This is a genomic window from Frankia umida (assembly GCF_023242945.1).
Lineage (GTDB): Bacteria > Actinomycetota > Actinomycetes > Frankiales > Frankiaceae > Frankia > Frankia umida.
Window position 1 is genome coordinate 1 of the sequence record NZ_JALKFT010000037.1, and the last position, 26,183, is coordinate 26,183.

Here is a 26,183-nt window from a genome sequence, read left to right on the forward strand (position 1 = left end):
CGATGCTTCGCGATGGGACCTTCTACCAGGCCCCGACCCCCTCACCGGCTTGACGAAGGACATAGGGGCACTTTTTCGCCCGCAGGCTTGCTGCGTCCACGATCACCGACGACCAGTCGATGCCGCCGGCGCCGCCGTGGGCGTCGAGGACCTTCTGGTGCAGCCGGGACCAGACCCCGGCCCGGGTCCAGTCCTGGAACCGGCGGTGCGCCGTGGGCACCGAGACACCGAACTCGGCGGGTAGATGCCGCCAGGCACAGCCCGCGGTCAGGACGTAGACCACCGCGGTGAACACCGCCCGGCCCTCGATCGGCGCCGTCCCACCGCCCTGGTGGCGGGTCTCGAACCGTGGCAGCAACGGCTCCACCAGCTCCCACAGATCATCCGGGACCAGCCGTAGAGCCAGGCTGTTCTCCATCACACCCATGATCAGATATGTGCCCGAACCACCACACGAGACACGCTCTTATTGAATATCGCCACAGCATCGTCGCGGCAGGAACGGCCGGTCCGAACCCGTATGGCCAGCCCTCGCATCGCGCCTCCCACGTAGCTGGTCAGCCGGGATCATGGGAGTGGCCGTGCTGTCTGCCCGGACTTGCGGGTGAGCGTGCTGGTGACTGCATGACGGACCGACCTGGCCCGGGTACACCGAAACCGCTACCACACCTCCGTCGAGACTCACGCACCGAAGATCATCGTGGGGCGCGAAGGTCCGTCGCTGGCTGCGCGTCCACACGGACCCGGGCCGGTCACCGAAAGGCCGCTACTGGTCTGGCACTTCAACGCCGACACGATCGCGGTCGACGAGGCCGCCGACGTGATCGATGCCTTGAAACAGGCCGCCGCGGAGGAGCCGAGGAGCCGAGGAGCCGGAAAAGGGGCTGCGGGCAGGGACAAGTCGGGCAGAACATCGACGGCTGCCCCGGGCGAGCCGAACAGCGACGCCTCCGGCGCCGACGCGGTGCGCGCCTGAAGGCCGAGGGCTTCCACGCCCGCTGCCCGGCGGTGCCGACAGCCTTACTGGCTGGTCGTGCGCGCCCTCGCCCCGATGCGCCTCGTGCCCACCTGCGACGGCCAGCCCAGCTACATCCCCCGCCACACCGTTCCGGTAACGCGTCCTCGACCTCCTCGGCGTCGACCCCACCCACCATGATCATCGAGTGGCCATGCGAGCCCGTCAAGACCGGATGTGCGGAGGACAGGTCACCTGGTAGGACGACAGCGGCAACGCGTGAGGGGCGCAGGACCCACAGATTTCCCCCCACCACACTCAGCGGGTCTCCGCCGGCACATCACCTCGAGTCGGTCATCCACAGGTCCAGCTCGCGGATCGCCTCGTCGGCGGAGCGGGCCACATTCTCGTCGTCGGGGGCCGCGATGACGGCCATGAGAAATTCCACCACTGACATCTGGAGTTGCTGGAGGTCGGAGTCCTGCTCGGGCATGTCGGCTCCTCAGGTCGCGGGGCGGATTCGGGTAGACGGCTGCGCGGACGGTACGGTAGCGGTCAGAAGGCGTTGCACGCCCGGAAGATGTGCGCCAGGCCCGACAGCGACGCCTGCCCGTCGAAAGCCACATACTCCGGAACCACGGTCTGGGGAGCCCACTTCTCCTTGTACGCGAGCTGGGTCTGCGCCGGGTAGAGCGCCGCTCCCTGCTCCCACAGGAAACGGGTGAGCCACTGGAAGGCGCGGCTGTGGCCGGGCACGTCGAGGGCCTCGTCAAGGCCGGTGAATGGAGTGAAGCCGAAGTGCAGCCACTGCACACCCTCGGCCCGGAACGTATCGATCGCGGTGGCGTTGATCGCCTCCATCAGGCCTGGCGACCCACCTGGCACCCGACGGCTCAGGTCGTGCATCCAGCCGGCCCGGCGACCGTACACCGGTGAGTACGAGACGTATCCGACCGCATCGCCGTCGATCGTGCCGAGGAAGAGCCTGCGGTGACGCTGGGCGGGACCACCAATCTCGCCGACGAGGAACTCGAGGGGGCGGGCATGCTCGCCCTTCGAGGACAGCCAGGCGCCGTCGATGCGCCGCAGGCTGTCCTCACACCGGCCGGCATCGGCCTCCTGCACCTTCAGCCCGTTGCGGAACGCCCGTGAGATCTTGTTGCGCAGCTGCATGAACCGGGTCCCACGCAGGCTGAAGTCTGCCAGGTCCACCGCCCACGATGCTCCGATCTGGTTGACCGTCAGGTTGTGCCGCCGGTACGCATCGGCGTCGTAGGATTGCAGCTGTACGCCTACCAGGTGCAGGCTCTCGGCCCGCACGTACGCGATGAAGCGTTCGAGCAGCTCGTCGTACGCGTCCGACGATGCGAACGGCCCGCCGAACTGGACCAGGTGCCGACCGGTCCGCCGGTAGACGATCACGCCGTCCAGCCCGCGGACGATGAAGGCATCGTTTCCTGCGCCGACCGCCAGGAACGAACTCGGGTTCTCAGCCTGCGTATGGCGTCGGACGGCGTCGAGAACCTGGTTGTGGATCTTCTCGGAGTATGTATCTGATGACATTCCACGGCTCCCTGCTCGCCGAGTGGTCGATGAAGAGCAGAATAGCTCCTTATATCGAGCCTCAGGGGCTTTACATGGCAGCCAGGACGCCGTCAGCCTAACGTCAGAATGATATCAGCGGGATCGTTCATAGTCGGTTCCGTGAACGGAACGGGGAAACCCGGGACGGGAACAAGGAGAGGTGCCCGGAGCGGCTCATCGGGGACCGGGAAAACCGGTCTGGCTCACGCCAACGCAGGTTCGAATCCTGCCCTCTCCGCGCTTGGCGCAGACTGCCGGCCGGATTTCTGGTCTCTCGACTGAACACGGAGAAAGTTCAGAGAACAGTGGCGATACCAGGCCGTCCGAAACCATCGGCACCGATTTTCGAGGAGCCCGGCGGAAACCCTATAACGAGTTGGATACGAAAGGTCTTCGATGGCAGTCCAGTCGCTTCGCAGCTACAAACTGTATATCGCCGGCAAAGATGTGGACGCCGACAGCTGGGTGTACACGGTCAGTTCTCGCTCGCTGCTGGAGGACGTTTTCACCAGCGTCAGTCTGAAGCGACGGCTCGAACAGGCCCCCGACTCCGAGGCCGCGCTGCATCCGTATGTGGCGGGCCGCTGCGCCGTCGCGGACAACACCGCGATCGACCTGGCTACCGAGGCGGCGGCGGCAGCAGCGGCAGGCTGGGCCTCGGTGCCGCTGGAGCGACGGATGCTGCTGGGTACCCGCTTCCGCGAGGAGCTGGAGCGGCGCCGCGACGAGTTCGTCGACATGCTGGTCGTCGAGGCTCATCCGGTGCGGCTGGCCCGCTGGGAACTGAGCTGCCTGCTGGAGGTGTACAGCGAGGAGAGTCTGGGCTGGTACCGGCAGCAGATGCACAACGAGTTCCAGCACGGCCAGCGACGGCTGGTCGTTCGGCGGCAGCCGGACGGCGTGGTGGCCTTCAACCCGCCGCAGAACGCCCCGGCGCCCAGCGCCGCCCTGATCGCCCTCGCTTTGATGGCGGGCAACACCGCCGTCGTGCGCGCCCCGCGCAGCATCCCGCTGAGCACGATGTGGCTGCTGCGAGACGTCCTGGGACCGTTGCTGGACGAGCTGGGTGCTCCGCCGGGAACTCTCAACGCGATCTGCGCCAACCCCCGGCAGACGCTGGAGCGCTGGCTGGTCGACCCGCTGATCGACGACATCTTCTATATCGGCGGCAGCGAGGAGGGGCTGCGCTTCGAGCAACGCTGCGTGGCAAACGGGAAGAAACCCATTCTGGAGCTGGCTGGCAATGACGGCATCATCATCTGGCACGATGCTGACATCAGATACGCTGCCGAGGCGATCGCGGAGGCGTTCTATGGCTCCGGGCAGATCTGCATGGTCCCCAACTACGTGCTCGTCCATCCGGCCGTCGCCGACGAGCTGATCGCCGAGGTCAGGACACAGCTCGCAGCCGTGCGGCCTGGTTACCCCGACGACGAGGACGTCCTGCTGTCACCGGTGCGGCGCAGCGAGAGGTTCTTCGCCCTGCTCCGGCAGGCGCTGGAGCGCGGCGCGGAGCTGATCGCCGGTGGCAGGCGGACCGAGCTGGACGGCACCCCATCCGACACCGGGGTCTTCCTGGAACCGACTGTTCTGCGGGTCGACGGGCTGGCTGACGCGCGAGGCTACGACGTGGTGCGCGAGGAGACCTTCTTCCCCCTGCTGCCGATCGTTGTACCCGCGCCGGCCAGCGACGACGAGCTGCTCGACGACTTCCTCACCTTCGTCAACACCAATGCGTACGGTCTGCGTAACTCCGTCTGGGCACGGTCCGAGACAGTAATCGACTTCTTTGTGCGACGCGTCTCCAACGGTGGACTACTCAAGATCAACGACTCGCACATCGGTTTCCTCCCCTATCTGCCCAGCCACGGCGGCACTGGACTGACTGGCGGCGTCTTCGGCGAGGCGAACTACCCGATCCTACGGACCTCGCATCTGCAGGGCGTCAGCGTCGCAGGGGACGTCAGCCCGCGTGCTGTGGTTCTCGGTTCCCACCACCGCTGACCCCGTGGTGCCGGACACCCCCATCGGAGGTCTCCCCCATGCGCACCCTCGAATCTGCCCGCGATCTGTGTGACCAGTACCACGAGGGACTAGTCAAAGCCCTTGCCGCAATCCCCCCCGCCGACCGGGAGGTGCCCGGCAGCCCGGTGATCGAGCTCTTCCGCACGCACAACGGCCCCGCGCTGCTCATCCCCGAGGCCTTCGGCGGCCTCGGTGCCGATGCCCTGGACTCGGTGCGAGTGCAGCGAGCCGTCGGTTCGTTGTCCCCCTCGCTGGCTGTGGCGGCCGCCATGCATCACTTCACAGCCGCCACGCTCTTCTCACTCGCCCGGGAGGAGGGCCGGCTCACCCCAGCCCAGATCGAGATGCTGCACGGTGTTGCGCCGGGCTCCCAGCTGATGGCCTCCGGATGGGCCGAGGGCCGCACCCAGACCAACATCCTGGTCCCCTCCGTAACCGCGGCTGCGACTGACCATGGCTATCTGCTCAGCGGCAGCAAGAAGCCGTGCAGCCTGGCCCGGTCGATGGACCTGCTCACCACGAGCGTCGCGGTACCGGGTACGGACGGTGCCCCGGAGCTGGCCCTAGCGCTGACCCCGGCCGATGTCCCTGGACTGTCGGTGCACCCCTTCTGGGGAAACGAGGTCCTGGCCGCCTCCGAGAGCGACGAGGTACGGCTACAGAACGTCTTCGTGCCCGCCGAGCTGATAGTCCGCGTTTCCGCCGACGACCCGCACCGGCTCGACGATCTTCAGACCACCGGGTTCGTGTGGTTCACCCTATTGATCTCGGCCGCCTACGTCGGAGCCGCCTCGGCCCTGATCGAACAGGTCGTCGAGTGCGGGCGGGGAAGCGCCGGTGACCGCACCGCACTGGTCGTCCGCGGCGAGGCCGCCTTCGCTCTGCTCGAGGGCGCGGCGCGGGCGGGTGTGGCGGACGAGGCAGCTGTCGCCAAGGTTCTGGTTGCCCGCTACGCCGTGCAGGACCTCATCGCTCAGGCCGTCGCGGACGCAATGGAGCTGCTGGGCGGCATCGACTTCGTCAGGTCCAGCGATAACGCCCGACTCGCCGCCGTCGCCCGGGCGCTGGCGTTCCACCCGCCGAGTCGCGGCTCCACCGCCGAGCCGTTGCTGCGGTGGTTCACTGGCGGATCGCTCGAGCTGGCCTAGCCCTGCGCTCATACGTCCCACCGCCCCGCAGCGCACACCAGGAGTAGCGGCATGACGGTCATTCCCGCCATCGGCACCGACGCGGTCGTCGGCACCGACACCGAGGCCGAGATCCTTGGTCTCTACCGCAAACACCTCAGCAAGGGCCGCGCGACCCTGGCCGAGCTGTTCGGCAGCCACATGGAGGTGGAGTCCCGCGGCGCATGGCTGACCACCAGCGACGGCAAACGTTTCCTCAACGCGGGTGGCTACGGCGTGTTCATCATGGGCGCCCGGCATCAGCTGGTCGTCGAGGCGGTAGAACGCCAGCTGCACACCCATCCGGTCGCCACGCGCATCCTGCTGGAGCCCACCGTGGCCCGCGCGGCCGAGGCGCTGGTCTCGGTGCTGCCGCCAGGACTCGACCGGGTGCATTTCGCGCTCTCCGGCGCCGAAGCCGTGGAGACCGGGCTCAAGCTTGCGCGGGCGGGCGGGCACACCCGCACCGTTTCCATGCTTGGCGGGTACCACGGCAAGACACTCGGGGCGCTGTCCGCGACGGCCAAGGAGGTCTATCAGCGGCCCTTCCGACCACTGATCCCCGACTTCCTGCACCTGCCCTACGGCGACGCCGAGGTGCTGGAGCGCGAGCTGGCGGCGAGTCCCGGCCGGGTCTGCGTGATTCTCGAACCGGTCCAAGGCGAGGGCGGAGTGGTGATTCCGCCCGACGGCTACCTGCGGCACGTCGAGCGGCTGGTCCGGGAGTATGACGGCTTCTTGATCCTCGACGAGGTGCAGACCGGTTTCGGCCGGCTCGGCCGGTGGTGGGGCGTGGACCACGAGGGGGTCGTGCCCGACGTCCTGCTGACCGGTAAGGCACTCGGCGGCGGGGTCGTCCCGGTCTCCGCCGCCGTGGCCACCCGTCAAGCGTTCCGGGTCTTCGACAAGGACCCGTACATCCACACAGCCACCTTCTCCGGCCAGCCGCTGGCGATGGCGGCGGTGCAGGGCGCAATCCGGGCGATGCGCGAGGAGGACCTCGTGGCCCGGGCCCGGGAACTGGGCGCCCGGCTGTTGTCAGGAATCGCTGAGATCGCCCGAAGCAACCTCCCCGACCAGGTCGTGGACGTGCGGGGCCGCGGGCTACTGATCGGCGTCGAGCTGGTCGAGGCCGGACTGGCAGGTGAGCTCCTGATCGAACTGTTCAACCACGGCGTGGTGGCCAACCATTCGATGATCGGCAGCGCGGTGGTGCGCTTCACTCCGCCGGCGATTCTCACCGATCGCGAGGCCGGCATCCTCCTGGGCTCCTTCGACAAGGCCACTCGGGCGCTCGTCACCGGCGCCACGACAATGCCCGTCAGCGGCTCGGCCCCCAGAAAGGCATGACCCCCAAATGCGACATGTTGAGCTGAACGCCATGGTCCGCTCCGCGACGGCGCGGGACGTCTTCGACAATATCCTGCACTGGGAACACTATCCGGAGCTGGCCCCGCACGTGCGCTCCGCGACAGTGCACAGCACCTATCCCGATCCGGAGTGCGCATCGAGCTGGGAACTGCACTTCCGCAGCGGGCTGCTTCGCTGGACGGAGCGGGACCAGTTCCTTCCCGAGAAGCTGGAAATCCACTTCGAGCAGACCGACGGGGACTTCGAATCCTTCTCCGGAACCTGGCACCTCGCCCAACAGGGTGACGACGTCACCGTCGCGTTCGCAGCGGATTTCGACTTCGGCATCCCCAGCCTTGAGGGAATCCTCGACCCGATCGCGGAGCGCGTCATCAAGGAGACGGTCGCCTGGGCCGTCACCGGCATGTTCGAACACACCGACCTCTTCGGCGACATCAGTCTCAGCGCCCCCGCCATGCCCGGGCTGCCGACGACTGCATAGCGGCGCGGCACGTTCCTGACCACTTCCGCTGGAGGTCGACCGTGGACCAGGCCAACCCTTTCGAGACCCCCCGCACCTTCGCTCTACACCGAGCCGAATACCTGGTGGGATTCACTGTCACCACCGGGCTGATGATCGCCAAAGCCACGGATATCCGCTGGATGCCCGCCGTCGGCCTTTTTCTCTACATCGATTTAATCGGGTATATCCCTGGCGCGATTGCGTTCAAGCGCAATGGCGGGCGACCCATCCACAAGGCCTACTACGTGCTCTACAACACCATGCACAGCTTGATCACCGCGGGCGCGGTCGCCGCTCTCTGGTGCTTGCTGATCGGGCCCGAGTGGGCGCTGCTCGCGCTGCCGTTTCACCTGTTCGGCGACCGGGCGCTGTTCGGCAACTTCCTGAAGTCCTTCGCGCTGCCCTTCGAGCCGGTGCGCCAGCAGGGCTACCTGCATTTGCTGACTGACCTGGGGGTAGCGCACCCCAAGCCCGTCAAGCACGCCCACGACCCGGTCCCGATCGGCCACATCCCGGCCAGCAGGAGCCTGACCAGTCATCCCACCGGCGGTGACGCCACCGGAGCCGCCGCCACAAACAGCGGCGCAGCGGGTCTCGCGGCCCCCAGCGGCGCCGCGACCGCCTCGCCTGGCACGGCCCGGTGAGCGGCAGGCAGCTGCCGCACGACAACCGAGGACGGACGAGATCACTATGACTGACATCGTCGGTATCTCACGGAACGGGACGGTCACGCCCGAAGCCGCCTGGGACACCGCACCCGGCCTGCTCGACGGCGCCACGAAGCTCACCCTCGGGCCGCAGGAGTGCAACCTGGCCTATTGGATCACTTCGGTGGCTCAGGGGACGCTCGCGCACCGGGGCGAGACCGGTCACCACCCGGACGCCGGCATTCCGGAGCTGCTCCGCCGTTCCGGGCCGCTGCGCGAGGCGCTCGTGCTGGAGTTCGGCTTCCGCGGCATGGCCGAAGAGATCGCCGCCCGACTTCTGTCTCACTACGTGGCGATCGCCCCGGACATACCGGAGCTGGAGTTCTATGTCACCCAGATGCTTGACGAGACACGCCACGCACGGGTCTTCCGTAACCATCTGGCGGAGGTCGGGGTACCGTTCGACGCCCTGCCGCCCGACGTCGCCGCCATGGCGGCCGACTACCGGGAGCGGGTCCTGCGCCCGGTAGAGGACTTCACTCTGGGGATCGTGCGGGACCGCGCGGACTTCGCTGGCGCGGTGGCCGTGTTCGCCATCGTCATCGAGGGTGTCCTCGCCCCGGCTGCCGAACTAAGCGAGCGCAAGTGGGCACCGCTCTCTCCGGCCACGAAGGAGATCTCTCGTGGCACGGCCATCGACGAGATCCGGCATCTGACTGTGGCCAGCACGATCCTGCGCGACCACCTGAAGGCCCGGCCCGAGATCCGTGAGTCGGTGCTGGAAATCATCCGTGCCGGGGTGCGGCTGTGGGACGAGGTCCCCGACCGGGAGTTCGTCATGCACCGCGAGGAGCTGTTCCAGGCTGGCATGTTCCAGCACGCGGACTTGATTGGCGACTACGAGATCTGGCCGGGCGTGCGGATGCTGGATACCACCCCGGAGCAGCGCTACGACATGGCCGACCGCTGGACCACGCAGATGGCCGAGGTCCGGATGGCCTACATGGGCCTGCCCACCGACGTGCTGGTCGGCGGGTCCGGGAAGACGCTGTGAGCGCCACCGCGCACGCGCCGGCGGTCCGTCGCGTAGCCGTCATCGCAGGGGTCGGCGGCTACGTACCGCCGACCGTGGTCACCAACAGGGAGCTGACCAGCCAACTGGACACCACCGACGAGTGGATCCGCACCCGCACTGGCATCGTCAGTCGGCACATGGTCTCGCCAGGCACGGCGACCTCAGACCTTGCGGTAGAAGCCGGCCGACGAGCGCTGGAATCCTCGGGGGAGCACTCTGTGGATACCGTCGTCCTGGCGACCACCACCCCCGACCACCCATGCCCGGCGACCGCGCCGGAGGTCGCCCACAGGCTCGGGCTCGGCGACGCCGCGGCCTTCGACATCGCGGCGGTATGCGCGGGCTTCCTCTATGGCCTGGCCACAGCGGCAGGCCTGGTCGCGGCCGGCACCGCAGAACGGGTACTGCTGATCGCGGCAGACGCCTTCACCACCATCATCGATCCCGCTGACCGTTCCACTGCGATCATCTTCGCGGACGGTGCCGGAGCCGCCGTGCTGCGGGCCGGCACCGCGGACGAGCCGGGCGCGGTGGGCAGGGTCGTGCTCGGTAGCGAGGGCGGGCTCGCCGACCTCATCCAGGTCCCGGCCGGGGGTTCCCGTCAGCGTAGCCGCGGGATCGCACCGGCCCCGGGTGAGGAGTTCTTCCGGATGCGGGGGCGCGACACCTACCGGCACGCGGTGGAACGCATGACCAGCGCGGCCCGGCAGGCCGCGGCTCTGGCGGGGTGGGAGATGGCGACCGACATCGACCGTCTCGCCGCTCACCAGGCGAACGCGCGGATTCTCACCGCCGTCGCCGAACGCCTGGGCATCGACGCGGAACGCTGCCTTTCCAACATCGCCCAGGTGGGCAACACGGGCGGCGCATCCATCCCGCTGCTGCTCGCCGAGGCCACCACCAGCGGCGAGCTGGTGGCCGGGCACCGGCTTCTGCTGACTGCCTTCGGTGGCGGGCTCGCCTGGGGCGCGACGACCCTGGTCTGGCCCGATCTCAAGACCTGCTGAGGACATCCCGACACACGCACGGAGGTGCGACAACATGTTCGAAACCCTGAAGGAGATTCTGGTCAGCAAGCTCAAGGTCGCGCCGGAACAGATCGTGCCCCAGGCCACCCGGGAGGATGCCGAACTCGACTCGCTGGCCATCGTTGAGTTGGCGCTCCTGCTCAACACCGAGCTCGGCCTGCCCATCAGCGACGACGACCTGCTGGAGACCGTCACGATCGGCGACATCGCCGAACTGATGGAGCAGCGGAGCGCGAACGTCTGATGGCCGGGGCCGAGATCGTCGTCACCGGTCTGGGCCTGGTGACACCGGGTGGCGTAGGTTGCGGTCCGAGCTGGGAGACGGTCTGTGCCGGGCGGCCCACGGCCGCGCCCGACCCGGCGCTGGCCGGCAACCCGGTGCGGATCTCCTGCCGGGTGCCGGGTTTCGACGCCGACCAGCTCCTCGGCGCGCGGCGGGCCCTCCGTCTCGACCGGTTCGTGCAGTTCGCCCTGGTCGCCGCGAGCGAGGCGGTCGCCGATGCCGGGCTCGAACCGGTGAGTTGGGACGGGGCACGAGTCGGTGTGGTGTTGGGCAGCGCCGACGGGGGACCCGGCACCGTCGAAGACCAGCACGCGGCGATGCTGGCCGGTGGCGCTGCCCACGTCTCCCCGCTGTTGCTGCCCATGCAGCTGCCGAACATGCTGGCGGGCCAGGCCGCCATCGAGTTCGGCGCCACCGGACCGAACCTGGTGGTGGCCACCGCGTGCGCCTCGGGCACAACTGCGGTTGGAGTCGCGCGAGACCTGCTGGTCCTCCACCGGTGCGACGTTGTGCTCGCCGGCGGCAGCGAGGCGATGATCACTCCGCTGGTGATGGCCGGATTTGCCCAGATGGGCGCGCTCTCCCGCCGGGAGGACGACCCGGCCACCGCGTCCCGCCCCTTCGACGTGGACCGCGACGGCTTCGTCGCGGGCGAGGGCGCCGGTGTGCTGGTCCTGGAACGACTCGCGGACGCCCGGGCTCGCGGCGCTCGCCCTCGGGCCCGGGTCGCCGGGTACGGCGCGAGCGCCGACGCCCACCACATCACCGGGCCGCATCCGCAGGGGGTGGGAATCGAGGCCGCCGTGCTGACGGCGCTCGCCGATGCCGGAGCCACCGCCGACGACGTGCGGCACATCAACGCCCACGGTACCTCCACCCCGTTGAACGACCTGGTGGAGGCCAGCGTGATGGAACGGCTGTTCCCCGGCAGACCGCTGGTCACTTCGACGAAGGGGGTCACCGGCCACCTGCTGGGCGCGGCCGGCGCGGTGGAGGCGGCGTTCGCCGTCCTCGCCGTGGAGCAGGGTCTGGTCCCGCCCACGGCAGGACTGCACACGCTGGACCCGCGCATGGACATCACGGTCGCCACGGCTGCCACAGCGACCCCTGTCGAGCTGGCGCTGAGCAATTCCTGTGGGTTCGGCGGCCAGAACGCCGTGCTCGCGATCGCGGCCGCCTGAACACGGCGCGTCCACCTGGGAAGGCTGACATGCACGACGTGCGCGAGTTGATCAATGACGGACCAGTGGCCGCAGCGCGGCTGGCCAGACGAGGGTACGAGCTGCAGCTGGAACCAATAGCAGCAGCAGCGGGCCGACGTACGGCCGCCATGCAACGGCTGGCGGAGCTCCGCGGGGCGTTGAAACGAGCCTCCCGCGGCAGTCAGGACGCCGCCCGGCAGGCGTCCCGGCAGCTGCGCGCCCAGATCCAGCAGGCGCAAGCCGAAGTGCAGGAGGCCGAACGGTACCTGAGCGAACTGACGCTGACGATCCCGAACCTGCCCATGGACGAGGTGCCCGACGGCTTCTCGGAGAAGGAAGCGGTGGAAATCCGCCGGGGCGGGCCCGACCCGGTTCCTGTCGACGAGGCTCGCCATCACGCCCTGGTCGGCGAGCGGCTGGCCGTGCTGGACATGACCGCGGCGGCGAAGTTGTCCGGTGCCCGGTTCAGCGTCGCGCGGGCGGCAGGCGCCCGGCTCGGGCGCGCACTGGCAGCCCTCTTCCTGGACCTGCACACGGAGCGGTTCGGCTACGTCGAGCTTTCCGTGCCGTATCTCGTTACCAGGCAGACCATGACCGGCACCGGCCAATTGCCGAAATTCGAGGACGACCTGTTCACCACCAGGGCCGGTGATCGGGAGCTGATACTGATCCCCACTGCCGAGGTCCCGCTGGTCAACATGTACGCCGGGAATGTTCTCGACGTGCGGAAGCTGCCCATCGCGTTGACCGCGCTCAGCCCCTGTTTCCGCGCCGAGGCGGGCTCCTACGGCCGCGACAGCCGAGGCGTACTGCGCCTTCACCAGTTCGAGAAGGTAGAACTGGTCCGAATCTGCGCCGTAGAGAACGCGCGTTCCCAGCTTGAGCTGATGCTGCGCCACGCCGAGGAGTGCCTGCGGTTGCTGGAGCTGTCCTACCGTGTCCTCCTTCTGCCGGCCGGCGATCTCGGGTTCGCCGCACGCATCACCTACGACCTTGAGGTGTGGCTGCCGGGCGGCGGCGCCTACCGAGAGATCTCCTCCGTCTCCGACTGCGGTACGTTCCAGAGCCGGCGGGCCGGGATCCGGGTACGTGCCCGGGATGGGGGCAAGGGGCCGGTGGCCACCCTGAACGGCTCCGCACTCCCGATCGGACGCACCATCGCCGCGCTGCTGGAACAGCGCCTCCAGCCTGACGGTTCGGTGCTGCTGCCGGAGGCACTCGTCCCCTATGCCGGTTTCCGCCGCATCCTGCCCGACGGGACGATGTCCCGCGAGCCGTGACGGCCTGCCATTCCCCGGCGGCCTTCGGATCCGCTGATCGTCGTGGTCGACGAAATCGCCTCGCTCACCACCTACGTGACCGACCGGGACCTCAAGAAGCGGATCGCCGCCGCGCTGCCGCTGCCGCTGTCCCAGGGACGCGCCCCCGGCGTCGTGGTCATCGCGGCCTTGCAGGACCCACGCAAGGAAGTCCTGCCGTTCCGGGACCTGTTCCCGGTCCGCGTCGCGCTGCGGATGACCGAAACCGACCAACCGGACCTCGTCCTGGGCAACGGCGCCCGGGAACGCGGTGCCCGCGCTGAGGAGATCCCCCGCGCCCTGCCCGGCGTCGGCTACGTGCTCCACGACGGCAACCCCGACCCGGTCCGCGTCCGCGCCGCCTACATCGACGATGTCGAGATCGGCCGCATCGTCACCCACTACCGACCGGCCAACGCGGCACGCGGGTGGACACCGGACGTCAGCGACTACTTCAACGACGGCAACGACTCCGACCCCCTCGACGGACTCGACCAGGCCGCATGAGCCGTCCGGACCCGCCATCCCTGGCGGCCCCGGACCCCTGCCCACCGCTGCCCTGGCTACCGGCCTGCCTGACCTGCGGGCATCCCCTGATCGCCCACGGCCAGCGTGGCTGTCGGGCCGATGTCGACGGGCTGCGCTGCGGCTGCACCCGCTTCACGACCTCCACCCCCGACACCTCGGAGGAACCCCCCTGCCAATGACCTCCACGCCGAGCACCCCCGCGCCGCCCGCTACAGCCCCGACGCGCGACCGGCCCGGTTCCCGGGCGGCACGGCTGCGTGCTCCGCTGGCCCGTCAGGTTGTCGAGGCGGTCGCGGTGGACAACGGGGTGTGCGTCCGGCCGCTGCCGATGCGCCGTACCAGCCTGGACACCGGCGAAACACAGATCATCCCCGTTCCCTGCGGTGCCACGCTGGCCTCGAAGTGCCCACCGTGCGCGGAACGGGCCCGCCGCCTTCGGATCGCGCAGTGCAAGGCCGGATGGCATCTCGACGACGAACCCCTGCCCGACCCCGACCCGCCCTCGGACGACGCGAAGGCGCTTGCCGTGCTGCGCGCGGACCTGGAAGCCGTGCGGGATGAGGTTCTGGAGGCCGGCGACGTCGCGCAGGTCCGTGAGATCGACGAACTTATCGACCAGGTGGACGCCGAGCTGACCGACCTCGGCGTGCGCGGCCGGATCGCCCCGACCGATCGGGACAGGCCGCGCCGGGCCCGGTCGACGAAACGACGCCAGGATGCCCCCGACCTGCCCCGGCTGCCTGTCGACCGGCGCACCGTCGGCCGGACGTTCACCGCCCCGGACGGCACGGCGTGGCGCCCATCGATGTTCCTCACCCTGACCTGCGACTCGTACGGGCGGGTGCACTCCGACGGCACCCCGGTGGACCCGAGCACCTACGACTACCGGCGGGCCGCGCGCGATGCCATCCACTTCCCGAAACTGCTGGATCGGTTCTGGCAGAACCTGCGCCGGTCGGTCGGCTGGGACGTCCAGTACTTCGCCGCACTCGAACCCCAACGGCGCCTCGCTCCCCACCTGCATGCGGCGATCCGCGGCACGGTCCCGCGCGTCACGCTGCGGCTGGTCGCTGCGGCCACCTATCACCAGGTGTGGTGGCCGACCACCGGCCTTCCCGTCTACGACAGTCAGCATCTACCGGTGTGGGACGACACCACCGGCAAGTACCACGACCCCGACACCGGCGACGCGCTGCCCTCCTGGGATGCGGCAGTGGACGCGATCGGCGACGACGACGACGAACCCGCCCACGTCGTCCGGTTCGGCCCGCAGCTCCGCGCGGACGGGGTGACCGCGAACTCGGCGAACACCGGCCGGATGATCGGCTATCTCACCAAGTACCTGACAAAGTCTCTCGACGCCTGCCACGCCGTGGACACCGACCGGCAGCGGGCACACGTCGACCGGCTCGCCGCTGCCCTGCGCTACGAACCGTGCTCCCCGACCTGCGCGAACTGGCTGCGCTACGGCATCCAACCCCGCCACCCCCGCCGTGAGCTCACCCCCGGCCGGTGCACCGGGAAGGCCCACCGGCGGGAAACGCTCGGGTTCGGCGGCCGACGGGTCCTGGTCTCACGCCGCTGGTCCGGCAAGACACTCACCGACCACCGCCACGACCGGGTCGACTTCATCCGCCAACAGCTCGAAGCCCTCGGCGCCACCGGTACCGGACCGGCTGCCCCGGCCGGCGACCCGACCCGCCTTGCCTGGACGCTGCTGCGCCCCGGGGACCCGGCCGCACCCCGCCGTGAACACCTGATCCTGCACGCCATCGCCCAACGCCACGCCTGGCGCGCACAGCTCGGACTCGCCACCGGACCTGGGACCGGCGAAGGCGCGGACGGGAGTTCGGCAACCGGGCCACCGCTGGCGGACGCCGCCTGACCCTCGCCCCGGCCCACCCTGGAGCCCGCGTGACAAAGCTCTTGCTCACCCCCACCGAAGCCGCTGACCTGCTCGGCGTCAGCCGAAGCACCGTCTACGAACTCCTGAACAGCGGCGACATCGAATCCGTCCACATCGGCCGTGCTCGCCGGATCCCCTCGGCGGCGCTGCTGACCTTCGTCAACCGCCTCCGCGGCCTGGACGACGCACAGGCGGCATGACCGGACTCAGGGGGCGACGGCCGGCGGAAGGCCGGGGCGGTGCTCGGCAATCCACATCTCCACGTCGTCCGTCCGCCAGATGTGACCGGCGGCCAGGGAAGCGAACGGCACGGGGAACGTCGGGTCTTCCTTCAGAAGCTGGTTCACCCGGGTACGCCCGACCCCCAACCGGCGGGCGATCTCCGCCGCCCCCATAAGCGGTTGCGTCATACCCACAATCTACTGGACGACCGTCCAGACCCGTGTGTACTGTGGGGTCACTGGACGGTCGTCCAGTCCCGTGGAGGCGGTTCCAGCCGGGTGCGGCAACACCCGACCGGAACCTTGGCCCCTTCCTGCGTGAACAGGAGAGAGACCCATGCCCATCTTCCCGCCCGGCCCACCGGACCCGGACCGAACCCCCGGCACGGCCGTGCCGCTGATCGTGGCCAGCATCGTCCAGCCCGGCGTGTACGCCCTGACCGTGCGCCCCGGTGCCGACGCCCACGACGTCAGCGAAGCCATGTCCCGACTGCCGGTCGACGCCTTCCTGACCGCCCACTTCGGCGACATCGACCTGACCATGGTCTTCCGCACCGTGCCCGACGACACCGAACCCGAGACCACCGGCGGCACCACCCCGACGGCACCGGCAGCGGCAAGCGGAACCCGCCCGTAACGGCTCCTCTGCCCCACTCGTTCTTTCCGTTCTCTGGCGACGCCCTGACCGGCCATTCCAACGCCAGAGAACGGAATCCCCCTCGCGCCGGACCACGCGACTCGCGACCCGGCGGCCGTTCTTTCGGCAAGGAGCCAGAACCACCATGCCCACCAACACCCCGCGACGGGTAAGCCTCGCGCAGGCACTGCATGGCCACCTCGACCGCGCCGACCGCGGCCAGGGACGCGCCTACCCGCAGGCCGACGGAGAGAGCAAGTTCGCGTGCGACATGGGAGACAGCCCCTACGGCTGCCCTTGGTGCGACGCGGTCGAATGGCCCACCGGCAACCCGCTGGACGTGGCCTGATGAGCGTGCTCAGCATGGCCGAGGAACCCTCGGACGACCGACCCGGCCGCCGGAAGTCCCGGGGTCGCCGTGCGCACGGCGAGGGCTCCGTGTACTGGCGCGAGGACCGACAGCGCTGGGTCGTCGAACTGGACTACGGCATCGTGAACGGGCGCCGGAAACGCGCCGTGCGCTACTTCCGAACCCAGGAAGATGCCATTGAGACTCAGCAGAAAGCCCGGCAGGCACAGGCGGACGGCGTCGTTCACCTCGACCGGCGCTCGCGGTTCGGCGACTTCCTCACCTACTGGATTGACGAGATCATCATCCCGTCGGAACGGGCAGAGTCGACGAAGTCGAGCTACCGGGACATGACCGACAACCACATTCGCCCGGCTCTCGGCGACAAGCGTCTCGTGGACCTCAAACACGAGGATCTGCAAAGGTTTCTGAACCGCAAGGCGCAGGACGGTTACAGCGCCTCGACCATGCGCACGTTCCGAACCATCCTGCGTCAGGCGCTCAACGAAGCCGTGATCACCGAGAAGGTCTCCCGCAACGTCGCGGAGACGCTGCGGGTACCCAAGGCCCGGAAGCCCACACGCAAGGTCACCCCGCTGAGCAAGGAAGACGGGCTTCGCCTCCTCAAAGCAGCGGCTGCCACCCGACACCATGCGCTGTATGTCCTGCTCGCGATGGTCGGACTTCGGCGGGGTGAGGCACTGGCCCTGCGCTGGTCCGACTTTGACGAGACTGCCTCGACGCTGCGGATCGAACGGCAGGTCACGCGCGTCCGGGGCGTCAAGGGCCTGATCGTCGGGCCGACGAAGAGTGAGGCCGGCAAGCGCACGATCGTCCTACCAGCGCGGTGTGTCGCGGTGCTGCGCTCGCATCGTGTCGCACAGGCGGCCGACCGTGCCGGCGCCGGGAAACGCTGGAAGGAACACGGGCTGATCTTCCCCAGCACCGTCGGCACCCACCTGGAACCCCGCGGGCTGAACACCCACCTGACGAAGCTGTGCACGGAAGCCGGCGTACCCCACCACGGGCCGCACGCGCTGCGGCACACCGCCGCGACCATGGCCTACGCACTCGGCGTCGACTGGAAGGAAATCCAAGCGATGCTCGGCCACACGATGCTCTCGACGACCATGGACATCTACGTCGACCTGACCGACACCGCACACCAGGACACCGCGTCGAAGCTCGACGGCTGGTTCCCGGCAGAGGACACGGAGGAGGACGACTCGGAAGACCCGAACGCCTGACAGACTGTTGGCTGTCACCTTGGCTGTCAGGAAGCGGCAGAGCCCCGTACCTTGGATGGGGGTACGGGGCTCTGACCTGTCTCAACCGTGCGTGCGCTCGGAGGGAATCGAACCCCCAACCTTCTGATCCGTAGTCAGATGCTCTGTCCGTTGAGCTACGAGCGCGCGCCTGCCACCGTGGCGGCCGGCGTTGCCAGCTTACAGCACGGCGGAGGCGACTCCGCCACCTGGACCGCTCCGGGAGGAGCGTAGTTCGTCCGATGCCCGAAGTGAGTGATCTCCATGGGTCGGTGACCGCGGGATGAGCCTGGCGGCAGGCTCCCGGATGCGCCGCGCCTCGACGGGTCGTGGCGCGGCCTCCCGAAGGGCACCGACGTCGCCGTAGCGACGGGTCCCTGTCCGCGTTCCGTTATGAGGGTGGATGGTCCGTGCCGCGGCCGGGGGCATCGGGGGCGGAGGTGACGGTGACCGGTGTTGGCCGTGGACTCCACTTGTCGTTCAGCCGATTCTCGGCGGGGGGCCATGGGGCTTTGTCACGTACACCGGCCGCGTACGATCTGCAGAGATCGTCTTGGGCGGAACGGCTTGCTGTGGCGCCGTGCTCCGGCCGTACGGGGCGTGTCTGGGTGATCAGGGTCAGGGTCGGTGGCGGGCTCGAACCTCGGGGGAATGATGACGCAACGGTTGACCGACGAGGAGGTGCTGGAGCTCGCACGCGCCTTCTACCGTCAGAACGAGATCCTGTCCCTGCTCGAACGAGCCGGTCTGGATCGTAGCCAGCAGCCGGGCTGGTCCGGGCAGAGCGCCCAGGAGTACTGGCGGGCGATCAATCGGCTGGTCGAATCCGAGCAGCTGCCCGACGGACGGCTGCGGATACTGACCGAGGCCCAGCGTGATTTCAGGGCCAACCGGACCTTCATCAGGGGCATCGAACAGGCGAGCGCCGCCGCCTTGGCGCCCCGGGGTGTCCTGCTCGCGGTCGACTCCGTGGCGCGCCGGCCCGAGGGCACGCTGGTGCCGGTGGACTGGCGGCTCGGTCTCGCCACCATCGTCGAGGACGCGGCACGCCGATGTGGTCTCGCGGCGGGCGCCATCGTCCACCGACAGCGCGATACCGATCTGATCGGTCTGGTCGCGGACGACGCGACCGCGCCGGTTCTGGTCGGGGCGTTCACCGCCGAGCTGGCCGGTGCGCTGGCGACCTACAACGGCGAACGGCTCGGGGCCGAGCGGGTGCGGCTGCGACTTGCCCTGCATGTCGCCGACGGCACGTCGATCCCCGTGTCCAGCGCCGATGCCGATGCCGTGTTCGACGGGCCGGCGGCCGCGCTGACCCATCGTCTCGTCGACACGCCGGGGCTGAGCCAGCTGCTGCGCGCCCAGCCGACCGCGGACCTGGTCGTCATCGTGTCCTCCTCCCTGTACGAAACGACGGTTCGCGCGACGACGGGGACGACGGGGGTGGCAGGAGCAGCGGGAGCGGCAGGCAGGACAGGGGTGCGCGGCCTCGATCCGGCGGCGTTCCGCGAGGTCGCCATCGAGCTGCCGCGCGACCTTCAGGTCTCGCCGGCGATGCACTCGGCCTGGGTGACCGTGCCCCGTCCGGAGGTCGGGGCACGCGCGGGGCGTCCGGTGGACTCGTCGGCCACGGACGCCCCGCGGCCGGCGGCGGACGCCGAGAACCGCCCGTGGGACTACCTCATCTCCGTCGCCGACAAGGACACCGACTGGGGTGCGTGGATCGCCTGGGAACTGGAACAACGCGGGCTTCTCGTGCATCTGCAGGCCTGGGACGTCGTTCCCGGGAACAATCCGGTGATCCAGATGGACCAGGCGATCCAACACGCCGAGAAGACCCTGGTGGTGCTCTCGGAGAACTACCTGCGGGCCCCGGAGGTCCAGGCCCAGTGGACGGCGGCCTGGAGCGCCGACGCCACCGGTATGAAACGGCGGCTGGTGCCGGTGCGGGTCGCCGAGTGCCGACCGGGAGGCATGTTGCGCGGCATCACCTGCATCGACCTTGTCGGTCTGGACGACTCCGCCGCCCGGGCTGCCTTCCATCGAGGCATCGACGCGGTGATCACCGGCCGCGGCCGCCCGGACTCCGCGCCGCCCTTCCCCGGGCCCCGCCCGCGGTCCTGACCGGCCCCGCGGTCAGCTCCGGGGCGCTGCTTGCACCAGCCCGGGCCCGGTCGGAGCTGGTTCGCCGCTGTCGGACCGGACCTGTTGGGAAAGGCGCATCGAGCAGAAGTGCGGGCCGCACATGGAGCAGAAATGTGCGGATTTCGCCGCGGGAGCGGGCAGCGTCTCGTCGTGGAAGGCCCGGGCGGTCTCCGGGTCGAGGGCGAGATGGAACTGGTCGGCCCAGCGGAACGCGAACCGGGCGTCGGACAGGGCGTCGTCCCAGGCGCGGGCCCCGGGATGCCCCTTCGCGAGGTCGGCGGCGTGGGCGGCGATCTTGTAGGCGATGACGCCGGCCTTGACGTCGTCCCGGTCCGGCAGGCCGAGATGTTCCTTCGGGGTGACGTAGCAGAGCATCGCCGTGCCGTGCCAGCCGATCACCGCGGCGCCGATCGCGGAGGTGATGTGGTCGTAGCCGGGCGCGATGTCGGTGGTCAGCGGACCGAGGGTGTAGAACGGCGCGTCATGGCAGAGCTCGCGTTGCAACCGGACGTTCTCCTCGACCAGGTGCAACGGGACGTGCCCGGGCCCTTCGACCATCACCTGGACGTCGTGTCGCCAGGCGACCTGGGTCAGCTCCCCGAGGGTGGCGAGTTCCGCGAGCTGGGCCTCGTCGTTCGCGTCCGAGACCGAGCCGGGCCGTAGACCGTCGCCGAGCGAGAACGTCACGTCGTAGGCGGCGAGAATCTCGCAGAGTTCCTCGAAATGGGTGTAGAGAAAGTTCTCCTGCTGATGGGCCCGGCACCAGGCGGCGAGGATCGCACCGCCACGGGAGACGATTCCGGTGCGCCGCCGGGCGGTCAGCGGAACATAGCGGGCGAGCACGCCGGCGTGCACCGTCATGTAGTCGACGCCCTGTTCACACTGGCGGATCACGGCGTCCCGGTAGGCCGCCCAGGTCAGTTCCTCCGGCCGGCCGCCGACCTGTTCCAGCGCCTCGTAGATCGGCACCGTGCCGACCGGAACGGGAGAGTTACGCAGAATCCATTCCCGGGTGCGGTGGATGTCGGCGCCGGTCGAGAGGTCCATGACGGTGTCGGCGCCCCAGCGGGTCGCCCACACCATCTTCTCGACCTCCTCGGCGATCGACGAGGTCACCGCCGAATTACCGAGATTGGCGTTGATCTTGACCAGGAAGGCGCGGCCGATCGCCATCGGTTCGGATTCCGGATGGTTGACGTTCGCGGGCAGCACCGCGCGGCCGGCGGCGATCTCCGCCCGCACCGTCTCGGCCGGCAGCCCCTCCCGCACGCCGACGAACTCCATCTCGCGGGTGATCTCCCCGCGCCGCGCGTAGCCCAGCTGGGTGAGCGCCCCCCGGTCCAACGCCCGCGCCCCGCGCCGCACCTGACGCCCGCCGATGGCCCCGACCTGCCCGTTGACGGTTTCGAGCGGCGCACCGTTGTCGCCATCGGTGCGGACACCCGCGCCGTTCTCGCCCTCAGCTCTACCGCCGACGCCGACTCCGCCGCCGACGCTGGTCTCGGTGTCGCCCCGCGCGTCGATCCACGGCGCCCGCAGCGGCGCCAGACCACGGCGGACGTCGATGTTCACCGTGGGATCCGTGTACGGGCCGGAGGTGTCGTAGAGCACGACGCTGTCCCCGGTGCTGAGGACCACCTCCCGCATCGGCACCCGCAGCTCCCCGTCGGTGTCGGCGCCGAGCAGCCAGGTCCGGCGACTGCCGGGCAGTGGCCCGGTCGTCACAACGGTTTCCGCCGGCTGCCGTGGTGCGTGCGGCAACGGTGGGCGGGACGGCGGTGACAGGGCACTGGCGGCATCCGGAGCAGCGGAATCCGGGACGGCCGTTCCACACGAGGAAGACGACCGGGAAGAAACGTCGGACAACGGCAGAGAAGGACGGATTTCATCGAGCGACATCAGGCAGAACTCCCTACGCCGGCATTACCCGGACAGGTTCTGCGGTCGACGGCCCCAGCCGCCCTCTCAGCCCCTCGGTGGAGCTCCCGCGATGTGCGATGTGCGATTACCGCCAGAATAGGCCACCGGAGTTCCGCGCGTCCGCGAAAACCCGGTTTCCGGTCGGCGGACGCGGTCAGTCCGCGGTGGGTGGTGCGACCTGGCCCAGGTAGCTGGCCTCGATGAGGTCGGGGCGGGCGATGAGTTCGGCGGCGGACGCGGTCAGGGCGACCCGGCCGCGGTCGAGGACGTAGCCGCGGTCGGCGACCCGCAGCGCGAGCGCGGCGAACTGTTCGACGAGCAGCACCCCGGTGGACGTCTCCGCCGCGATGGTGCGCAGCAGTTCGAGCAGCCGCGGCGCCACGCCGGGAGCAAGGCCGAAGGACAGCTCGTCGACCAGCAGCAGCCGCGGCCGACGCACCAGGGCGACGGCGAGCGCCAGCCGCTGACGTTCCCCGCCGGACAGTTCGCCGGCCGGCCGGTCGAGCAGGCCGGTCAGCGGCGGGAACCAGCCGAGGACCCGGTCGATCTCGCCGCGGTGGGACCGTCCTGCCGCCATCCGCAGGTTCTCCCGGACGGTCAGCCGGCCCAGCGCCCCCCGGCCCTGCGGGACGACCGCCAGGCCCCGGCGGGCCAGCGCGCTCGGCACCGGTCGACGCACCCGTTCCCCCAGCAGGGTGAGCTGCCCGGCGCTGACCGGCAGCTGGCCGGCGGCGGTGCGGATCAGCGTTGTCTTGCCCGCGCCGTTCGCCCCGAGCAACGCCACGATCTCCCCGGCCCGCACCGTCAGCGACACGTCGCGCAGCACCGGACCCTCGTGGTATCCGCTGGTCACCGCCGCCAGCGTCAGCAGCTCCTCCCCCGTCCCGCCCCCGGACGTCGACGCGCCCAGCGACGTGGACGTCCCCGGTGCCGGCGGCACGTCCGCTGGTCTCGGGCCGGACGCCGGGGTGGCAGACGCGGGAGTGGCAGACGTCGGTCTGACAGACACCGGGGTGGCAGGCGCCGGGGTGGCAGGCGCGGGAGTGGCAGGCGCGGGAGTGGCAGGCGCCTCGGTGGCCTCGCCGAGGTAGGCGGCGCGCACCGCGGGGTCGGCGCGGACCACGTCGGGGCGACCGCTGGTGACGATTCGGCCGCCGTCCAGGACGAGCACGTGGTCGCAGACGTCGAAGACGAGCTGCAGGTCATGGTCGACGAGCAGGACGGCCACGCCGCGGCCGGCGATCTGGCGAATCCGGACGGCGAGGTCCGCCCGGTCGGCGGGGTCGAGACCGGCGGCGGGCTCGTCGAGCAGCAGGACGCCGGGGCCGCCGGCCAGCGCCCGTCCCACGGCGACGGCGGCCCGCTCGTCGTGGGTCAGCGTCGCCGGCAGCAGACCCGCGATCGGCGCCAACCCGAACTCCCCGGCCCGAGGCCCAGCCGAGGGCGAACCCGACGCGGCGGCGACGACGGCGAGGTTCTCCTCGACGTCGAGGCTGTCGAACAGTTCCAGGGCCTGGAAGGTACGGGCGAGGCCGTGGCGGGCCCGGGCGTGCGGCGGCAGGCCGACCAGGGGGACGCCGTCCAGCGTGATCTCACCGGAGAAGATCGTCGCGAAGCCGGTGAGGGCGTCGATGAGGGTCGTCTTGCCGGCGCCGTTCGGGCCGATCAGACCGGTGACGCCGCCCGCGGTCAGGGTGAACGAGACGTCCTCGACGATGCGGGCGCGGCCCTGCCCGGCGGACAGGTCCGCCACGGCCAGGCGCGTCATCGACAGGTCCGCGTAGGGCTGGGCGGTCATCCGGCGTCTCCGGAACGGCTGGCGCGGTGCGCGCCGACGGGGCGGCTGGAACCGGCGGGTCGACCGGCCGGGCGACCGGCGGGTCGACCCGTGCCGGCGGGACGACGGCCCGCCGGCAGCCAGCCGAGGGCGGGCAGCCAGCTGGGGATCGCCGCCCCCCGGTCATCCCCACCCCCGACCCGACCGGAACCATCATGATCGCCATCCGGTGGCGTGCCGCCGTGGGCCGTTCGGGCCGTCCGGGCTGGGCGGTGGACGAGGCCCGCGGGGCGCAGTACGGCGAGCACGACCACGGCGAGTCCGCACAGCACCAGCTGGTACTCGCCGAGCCCGAAGGCCCGGTCGAGCGCGGTGAAGACCAGGCCGTTCGGGGCGAGCATGCCGGCGACGACCGCCCCGCCGACGCTGGTCACCCCGCCGACGGCGGCGATCGCGAGGAACAGCAGCGACGCGGTCACGCCGAACGAGTCCAGTGACAGGCGGCCCTGGCTGTAGCCGATCAGGCAGCCGCCGAGACCGGCGATCGCGGCCGACAGGGTGAACGCGAGGATCCTGGTGCGGCGCACGTCGATGCCGGCGGCGGCGGCGGCCCGCTCGTTGGCGCGCACGGCGAGCATCTGCCGGCCCAGCGGGGCGGTGCGCAGCCGGGCCACCCCGTAGCCGCAGGCGGCGAGGACCGCCAGGGTCAGCAGGCCGTACCGGGTGCGGGGGAAGCCGTCACCGGCGATGCCGAGGTCGAGGCCGAACAGCTTCGGGCTGGGCACCGACGAACCCTTGAGACCACCGGTGACCAGCGGGTTACCGAACACCGCCTGTTGGATCGCCACGCCCGCGACCAGCGTGATGAGGGCCAGATCCACCCCGCGCAGCCGGCGGGAGACGACACCGAGGAACAGGCCGGCGGCGGCGGCGGCGATCGTGGCGAGGATCGGGGCGATCGGGAACGGCACCCCGAGCTCACCCTGCAACCGGGCGAGCAGGAAGCCGGCGACCCCGGCCAGCGTCATCTGGGCCAGCGAGAGCTGACCGACATACCCGGTGAGCACGACGAACGACAGGCAGACCACGGCCGCGGCGAGGCTGCGTTCCAGGCCGAGGCGGTAGTTGCCGTCCAGCAGGAACAGGGCGACGACCCCGACGGCGACACCGACGAGCAACCCGGCCAGCGGACGACGGGCCGGGGTGACGACCGGCAGCGGCGCGGACACCACCGCGCTCGCGGAACGGCCCGGGATGAGCGCACCGCGCCGGGCGGCGACGACCAGCACGCCGATCATCGGGATCAGCTCGCGCATGCCCTGCTGGTTGAGCCAGGACGCGTCCTGCTGCAACGGCAGCAGGACCGCCTGCGCCACGCCGATCGCGAGCGCCCCGGCGACGGTCAGCCCGAACGACGACAGACCGCCGATCAGCGCCGCGGCGAGCGCCGGGACGACCAGCAGCGAGTAGCCGGTCGGGTTCAGCGAGCTGATCGGGGCGACGAGGATGCCGGCCAGCGCCGCGAGCACCGCGGCGAGCATCCAGTTCACCGCGGCGATCCACGCCGGACGCCGACCCAGCAGCGCCGTGGTCTCCTCGTCGTCCGCGACGGCCCGGGTGGCCAGGCCGAACATCGTCCAGCGCGACACCGCCCACAGGCCGGCCGCGGCCACGACGACGATCGCGGCGAGCAGCAGCCGGTCGCTGGACACGGTCGCGCCGGCCACATGCAGGGCGTGCTGTGGCAGCACCGGGGTGAGGAAGCGGTTGCTGGTCCCGAACTGGATCACCGCGATCTGCTGCAACGCGATCGTGAGCCCGACGGCGGCGACCACCGTCATCATCGGCTGGGCGCGGCGCAGCGGGCGGAACACCAGCAGGTAGGCGGCCAGGGCCAGCAGCGCCGCCATCACCAGCGAAACCGTCAACGCGAGCGCGAACGACGGGGTATCCGTCAGATGAATTCGTGGCGGCAATCCGACGACCGGCAGAACCAGGTCGCCGACCTCACGAAGTTCGGCGTACTGATATGTGGCATACATGGCGAAAGCGCCATGCGCGATGTTGATGACGCCGGACGCCCGATAGGTGAGCACCAGGCCGAGGCCGAGGGCCGCGTACACCGCACCAGGTCCCAGGCCCAACAGCATGGCGGCTACATACGTGTCCACGGGGCTCCCGAGCTGGCGAACGGCATCCCGGTCAGCCGGCGGACACGCGGGCGACGCGGTGGGCAGGGCAGTGCGTGCGTGCTCATCGCATCATGTCCGTCCCGCCGGGTCGGCGCTTCCCCGTCCTG

25 protein-coding genes, 2 tRNA genes, 1 pseudogene and 1 riboswitch are annotated in these 26,183 nt (G+C 70.0%); of the genes and pseudogenes, 20 read left to right on the forward strand and 8 right to left on the reverse strand.

All coding sequences use genetic code 11. From position 1 onward, the window contains the following. Positions 1-22 precede the first annotated feature (22 nt). Positions 23-418 (reverse strand): transposase, encoded by a 396-nt coding sequence (locus MXD59_RS22730; RefSeq protein ID WP_248826626.1) that lies wholly within the window; start codon positions 416-418, stop codon positions 23-25. A gap of 282 nt (positions 419-700) precedes the next feature. Between MXD59_RS22730 and MXD59_RS22735 the strand changes: the two genes are divergently transcribed. Continuing rightward, positions 701-976 (forward strand): hypothetical protein, encoded by a 276-nt coding sequence (locus tag MXD59_RS22735; protein ID WP_248826627.1) that lies wholly within the window; start codon positions 701-703, stop codon positions 974-976. A 319-nt stretch (positions 977-1,295) separates the two neighbouring features. On the opposite strand, the gene MXD59_RS22740 is transcribed toward MXD59_RS22735, so the two are convergent. Then, positions 1,296-1,448 carry a hypothetical protein gene (locus tag MXD59_RS22740; protein WP_248826628.1) on the reverse strand — a complete coding sequence of 51 codons (153 nt, stop codon included), beginning with the start codon at positions 1,446-1,448 and terminating at the stop codon, positions 1,296-1,298. Between the two features lie 62 nt (positions 1,449-1,510). Beyond that, positions 1,511-2,518 carry a bifunctional lysylphosphatidylglycerol flippase/synthetase MprF gene (locus MXD59_RS22745; RefSeq protein WP_248826629.1) on the reverse strand — a complete coding sequence of 336 codons (1,008 nt, stop codon included), beginning with the start codon at positions 2,516-2,518 and terminating at the stop codon, positions 1,511-1,513. 175 nt (positions 2,519-2,693) lie between these two features. Here MXD59_RS22745 and MXD59_RS22750 point away from each other — a divergent pair. From MXD59_RS22750 to MXD59_RS22820, 15 genes and pseudogenes are all read left to right on the forward strand, one after another. Then, positions 2,694-2,777, forward strand: a tRNA-Phe gene (locus MXD59_RS22750). Between the two features lie 158 nt (positions 2,778-2,935). Further along, positions 2,936-4,543 carry an aldehyde dehydrogenase family protein gene (locus MXD59_RS22755; protein ID WP_248826630.1) on the forward strand — a complete coding sequence of 536 codons (1,608 nt, stop codon included), beginning with the start codon at positions 2,936-2,938 and terminating at the stop codon, positions 4,541-4,543. Between the two features lie 38 nt (positions 4,544-4,581). Further along, positions 4,582-5,712 (forward strand): acyl-CoA dehydrogenase family protein, encoded by a 1,131-nt coding sequence (locus tag MXD59_RS22760; RefSeq protein ID WP_248826631.1) that lies wholly within the window; start codon positions 4,582-4,584, stop codon positions 5,710-5,712. A gap of 51 nt (positions 5,713-5,763) precedes the next feature. Next, on the forward strand, positions 5,764-7,080 hold the full coding sequence (locus MXD59_RS22765; RefSeq protein ID WP_248826632.1) for an aspartate aminotransferase family protein: 1,317 nt from the start codon (positions 5,764-5,766) through the stop codon (positions 7,078-7,080). A gap of 7 nt (positions 7,081-7,087) precedes the next feature. Further along, a complete protein-coding gene (locus MXD59_RS22770; RefSeq protein WP_283097344.1) occupies positions 7,088-7,582 on the forward strand; it encodes a type II toxin-antitoxin system RatA family toxin in 495 nt (164 codons plus the stop codon). A gap of 41 nt (positions 7,583-7,623) precedes the next feature. Beyond that, positions 7,624-8,247, forward strand: coding sequence for a hypothetical protein (locus tag MXD59_RS22775; RefSeq protein WP_248826634.1), 624 nt, complete (start codon positions 7,624-7,626; stop codon positions 8,245-8,247). 46 nt (positions 8,248-8,293) lie between these two features. After that, positions 8,294-9,304: a diiron oxygenase gene (locus MXD59_RS22780; RefSeq protein ID WP_248826635.1), complete on the forward strand. Its 1,011-nt coding sequence runs from the start codon at positions 8,294-8,296 to the stop codon at positions 9,302-9,304. Next, a complete protein-coding gene (locus MXD59_RS22785; protein ID WP_248826637.1) occupies positions 9,301-10,332 on the forward strand; it encodes a beta-ketoacyl-ACP synthase III in 1,032 nt (343 codons plus the stop codon). Before MXD59_RS22780 ends, MXD59_RS22785 begins: the two co-directional genes overlap by 4 nt. A 34-nt stretch (positions 10,333-10,366) precedes the next feature. Continuing rightward, the gene (locus tag MXD59_RS22790) at positions 10,367-10,597 is read left to right on the forward strand and encodes an acyl carrier protein (protein WP_248826639.1); all 231 of its coding nucleotides are present in this window, start codon (positions 10,367-10,369) and stop codon (positions 10,595-10,597) included. Next, a complete protein-coding gene (locus tag MXD59_RS22795; RefSeq protein WP_248826641.1) occupies positions 10,597-11,817 on the forward strand; it encodes a beta-ketoacyl-[acyl-carrier-protein] synthase family protein in 1,221 nt (406 codons plus the stop codon). The genes MXD59_RS22790 and MXD59_RS22795 overlap by 1 nt, the downstream gene beginning before the upstream one ends. Positions 11,818-11,846: 29 nt before the next feature. Continuing rightward, a complete protein-coding gene (gene serS, locus MXD59_RS22800; protein ID WP_248826643.1) occupies positions 11,847-13,118 on the forward strand; it encodes a serine--tRNA ligase in 1,272 nt (423 codons plus the stop codon). 24 nt (positions 13,119-13,142) lie between these two features. Then, positions 13,143-13,643: pseudogene (locus MXD59_RS22805) on the forward strand (FtsK/SpoIIIE domain-containing protein); the annotation flags it as partial. After that, positions 13,640-13,843: a hypothetical protein gene (locus MXD59_RS22810; RefSeq protein ID WP_248826644.1), complete on the forward strand. Its 204-nt coding sequence runs from the start codon at positions 13,640-13,642 to the stop codon at positions 13,841-13,843. The pseudogene MXD59_RS22805 and the gene MXD59_RS22810, both read left to right, overlap by 4 nt. Beyond that, positions 13,840-15,549 carry a replication initiator gene (locus MXD59_RS22815; RefSeq protein ID WP_248826646.1) on the forward strand — a complete coding sequence of 570 codons (1,710 nt, stop codon included), beginning with the start codon at positions 13,840-13,842 and terminating at the stop codon, positions 15,547-15,549. The genes MXD59_RS22810 and MXD59_RS22815 overlap by 4 nt, the downstream gene beginning before the upstream one ends. 29 nt (positions 15,550-15,578) lie before the next feature. Beyond that, positions 15,579-15,770: a helix-turn-helix domain-containing protein gene (locus MXD59_RS22820; RefSeq protein WP_248826648.1), complete on the forward strand. Its 192-nt coding sequence runs from the start codon at positions 15,579-15,581 to the stop codon at positions 15,768-15,770. Positions 15,771-15,776: 6 nt separating this feature from the next. On the opposite strand, the gene MXD59_RS22825 is transcribed toward MXD59_RS22820, so the two are convergent. Beyond that, positions 15,777-15,980, reverse strand: a complete 204-nt coding sequence (locus MXD59_RS22825) for a helix-turn-helix transcriptional regulator (RefSeq protein WP_248826649.1) — start codon at positions 15,978-15,980, stop codon at positions 15,777-15,779. A 148-nt stretch (positions 15,981-16,128) separates the two neighbouring features. Between MXD59_RS22825 and MXD59_RS22830 the strand changes: the two genes are divergently transcribed. The 3 genes from MXD59_RS22830 (at position 16,129) to MXD59_RS22840 (ending at position 18,024) form a co-directional block, all read left to right on the forward strand. Beyond that, entirely contained in the window at positions 16,129-16,428 is a 300-nt protein-coding gene (locus MXD59_RS22830) for a hypothetical protein (RefSeq protein WP_248826651.1), read from the forward strand. Positions 16,429-16,573: 145 nt separating this feature from the next. Next, positions 16,574-16,777 carry a hypothetical protein gene (locus tag MXD59_RS22835; RefSeq protein WP_248826653.1) on the forward strand — a complete coding sequence of 68 codons (204 nt, stop codon included), beginning with the start codon at positions 16,574-16,576 and terminating at the stop codon, positions 16,775-16,777. Positions 16,778-16,791: 14 nt separating this feature from the next. Beyond that, positions 16,792-18,024 carry a tyrosine-type recombinase/integrase gene (locus tag MXD59_RS22840; RefSeq protein WP_248826655.1) on the forward strand — a complete coding sequence of 411 codons (1,233 nt, stop codon included), beginning with the start codon at positions 16,792-16,794 and terminating at the stop codon, positions 18,022-18,024. A 92-nt stretch (positions 18,025-18,116) separates the two neighbouring features. Here MXD59_RS22840 and MXD59_RS22845 read toward each other — a convergent pair. Beyond that, a tRNA-Arg gene (locus MXD59_RS22845) sits at positions 18,117-18,189 on the reverse strand. Positions 18,190-18,669: 480 nt separating this feature from the next. Between MXD59_RS22845 and MXD59_RS22850 the strand changes: the two genes are divergently transcribed. Continuing rightward, positions 18,670-20,166: a toll/interleukin-1 receptor domain-containing protein gene (locus MXD59_RS22850; RefSeq protein WP_248826657.1), complete on the forward strand. Its 1,497-nt coding sequence runs from the start codon at positions 18,670-18,672 to the stop codon at positions 20,164-20,166. A gap of 12 nt (positions 20,167-20,178) precedes the next feature. Here the strand turns inward: MXD59_RS22850 and thiC are convergent, their stop codons facing one another. From thiC to MXD59_RS22865, 3 genes are all read right to left on the reverse strand, one after another. Then, positions 20,179-22,086, reverse strand: coding sequence for a phosphomethylpyrimidine synthase ThiC (gene thiC, locus MXD59_RS22855; protein WP_248826659.1), 1,908 nt, complete (start codon positions 22,084-22,086; stop codon positions 20,179-20,181). Then, positions 22,080-22,186: riboswitch (TPP riboswitch) on the reverse strand. It overlaps the preceding gene by 7 nt. Positions 22,187-22,261: 75 nt before the next feature. Beyond that, on the reverse strand, positions 22,262-23,905 hold the full coding sequence (locus MXD59_RS22860; RefSeq protein ID WP_248826660.1) for an ATP-binding cassette domain-containing protein: 1,644 nt from the start codon (positions 23,903-23,905) through the stop codon (positions 22,262-22,264). Then, on the reverse strand, positions 23,902-26,055 hold the full coding sequence (locus tag MXD59_RS22865; RefSeq protein ID WP_248826662.1) for an ABC transporter permease: 2,154 nt from the start codon (positions 26,053-26,055) through the stop codon (positions 23,902-23,904). Before MXD59_RS22865 ends, MXD59_RS22860 begins: the two co-directional genes overlap by 4 nt. Positions 26,056-26,183: the final 128 nt, after the last annotated feature.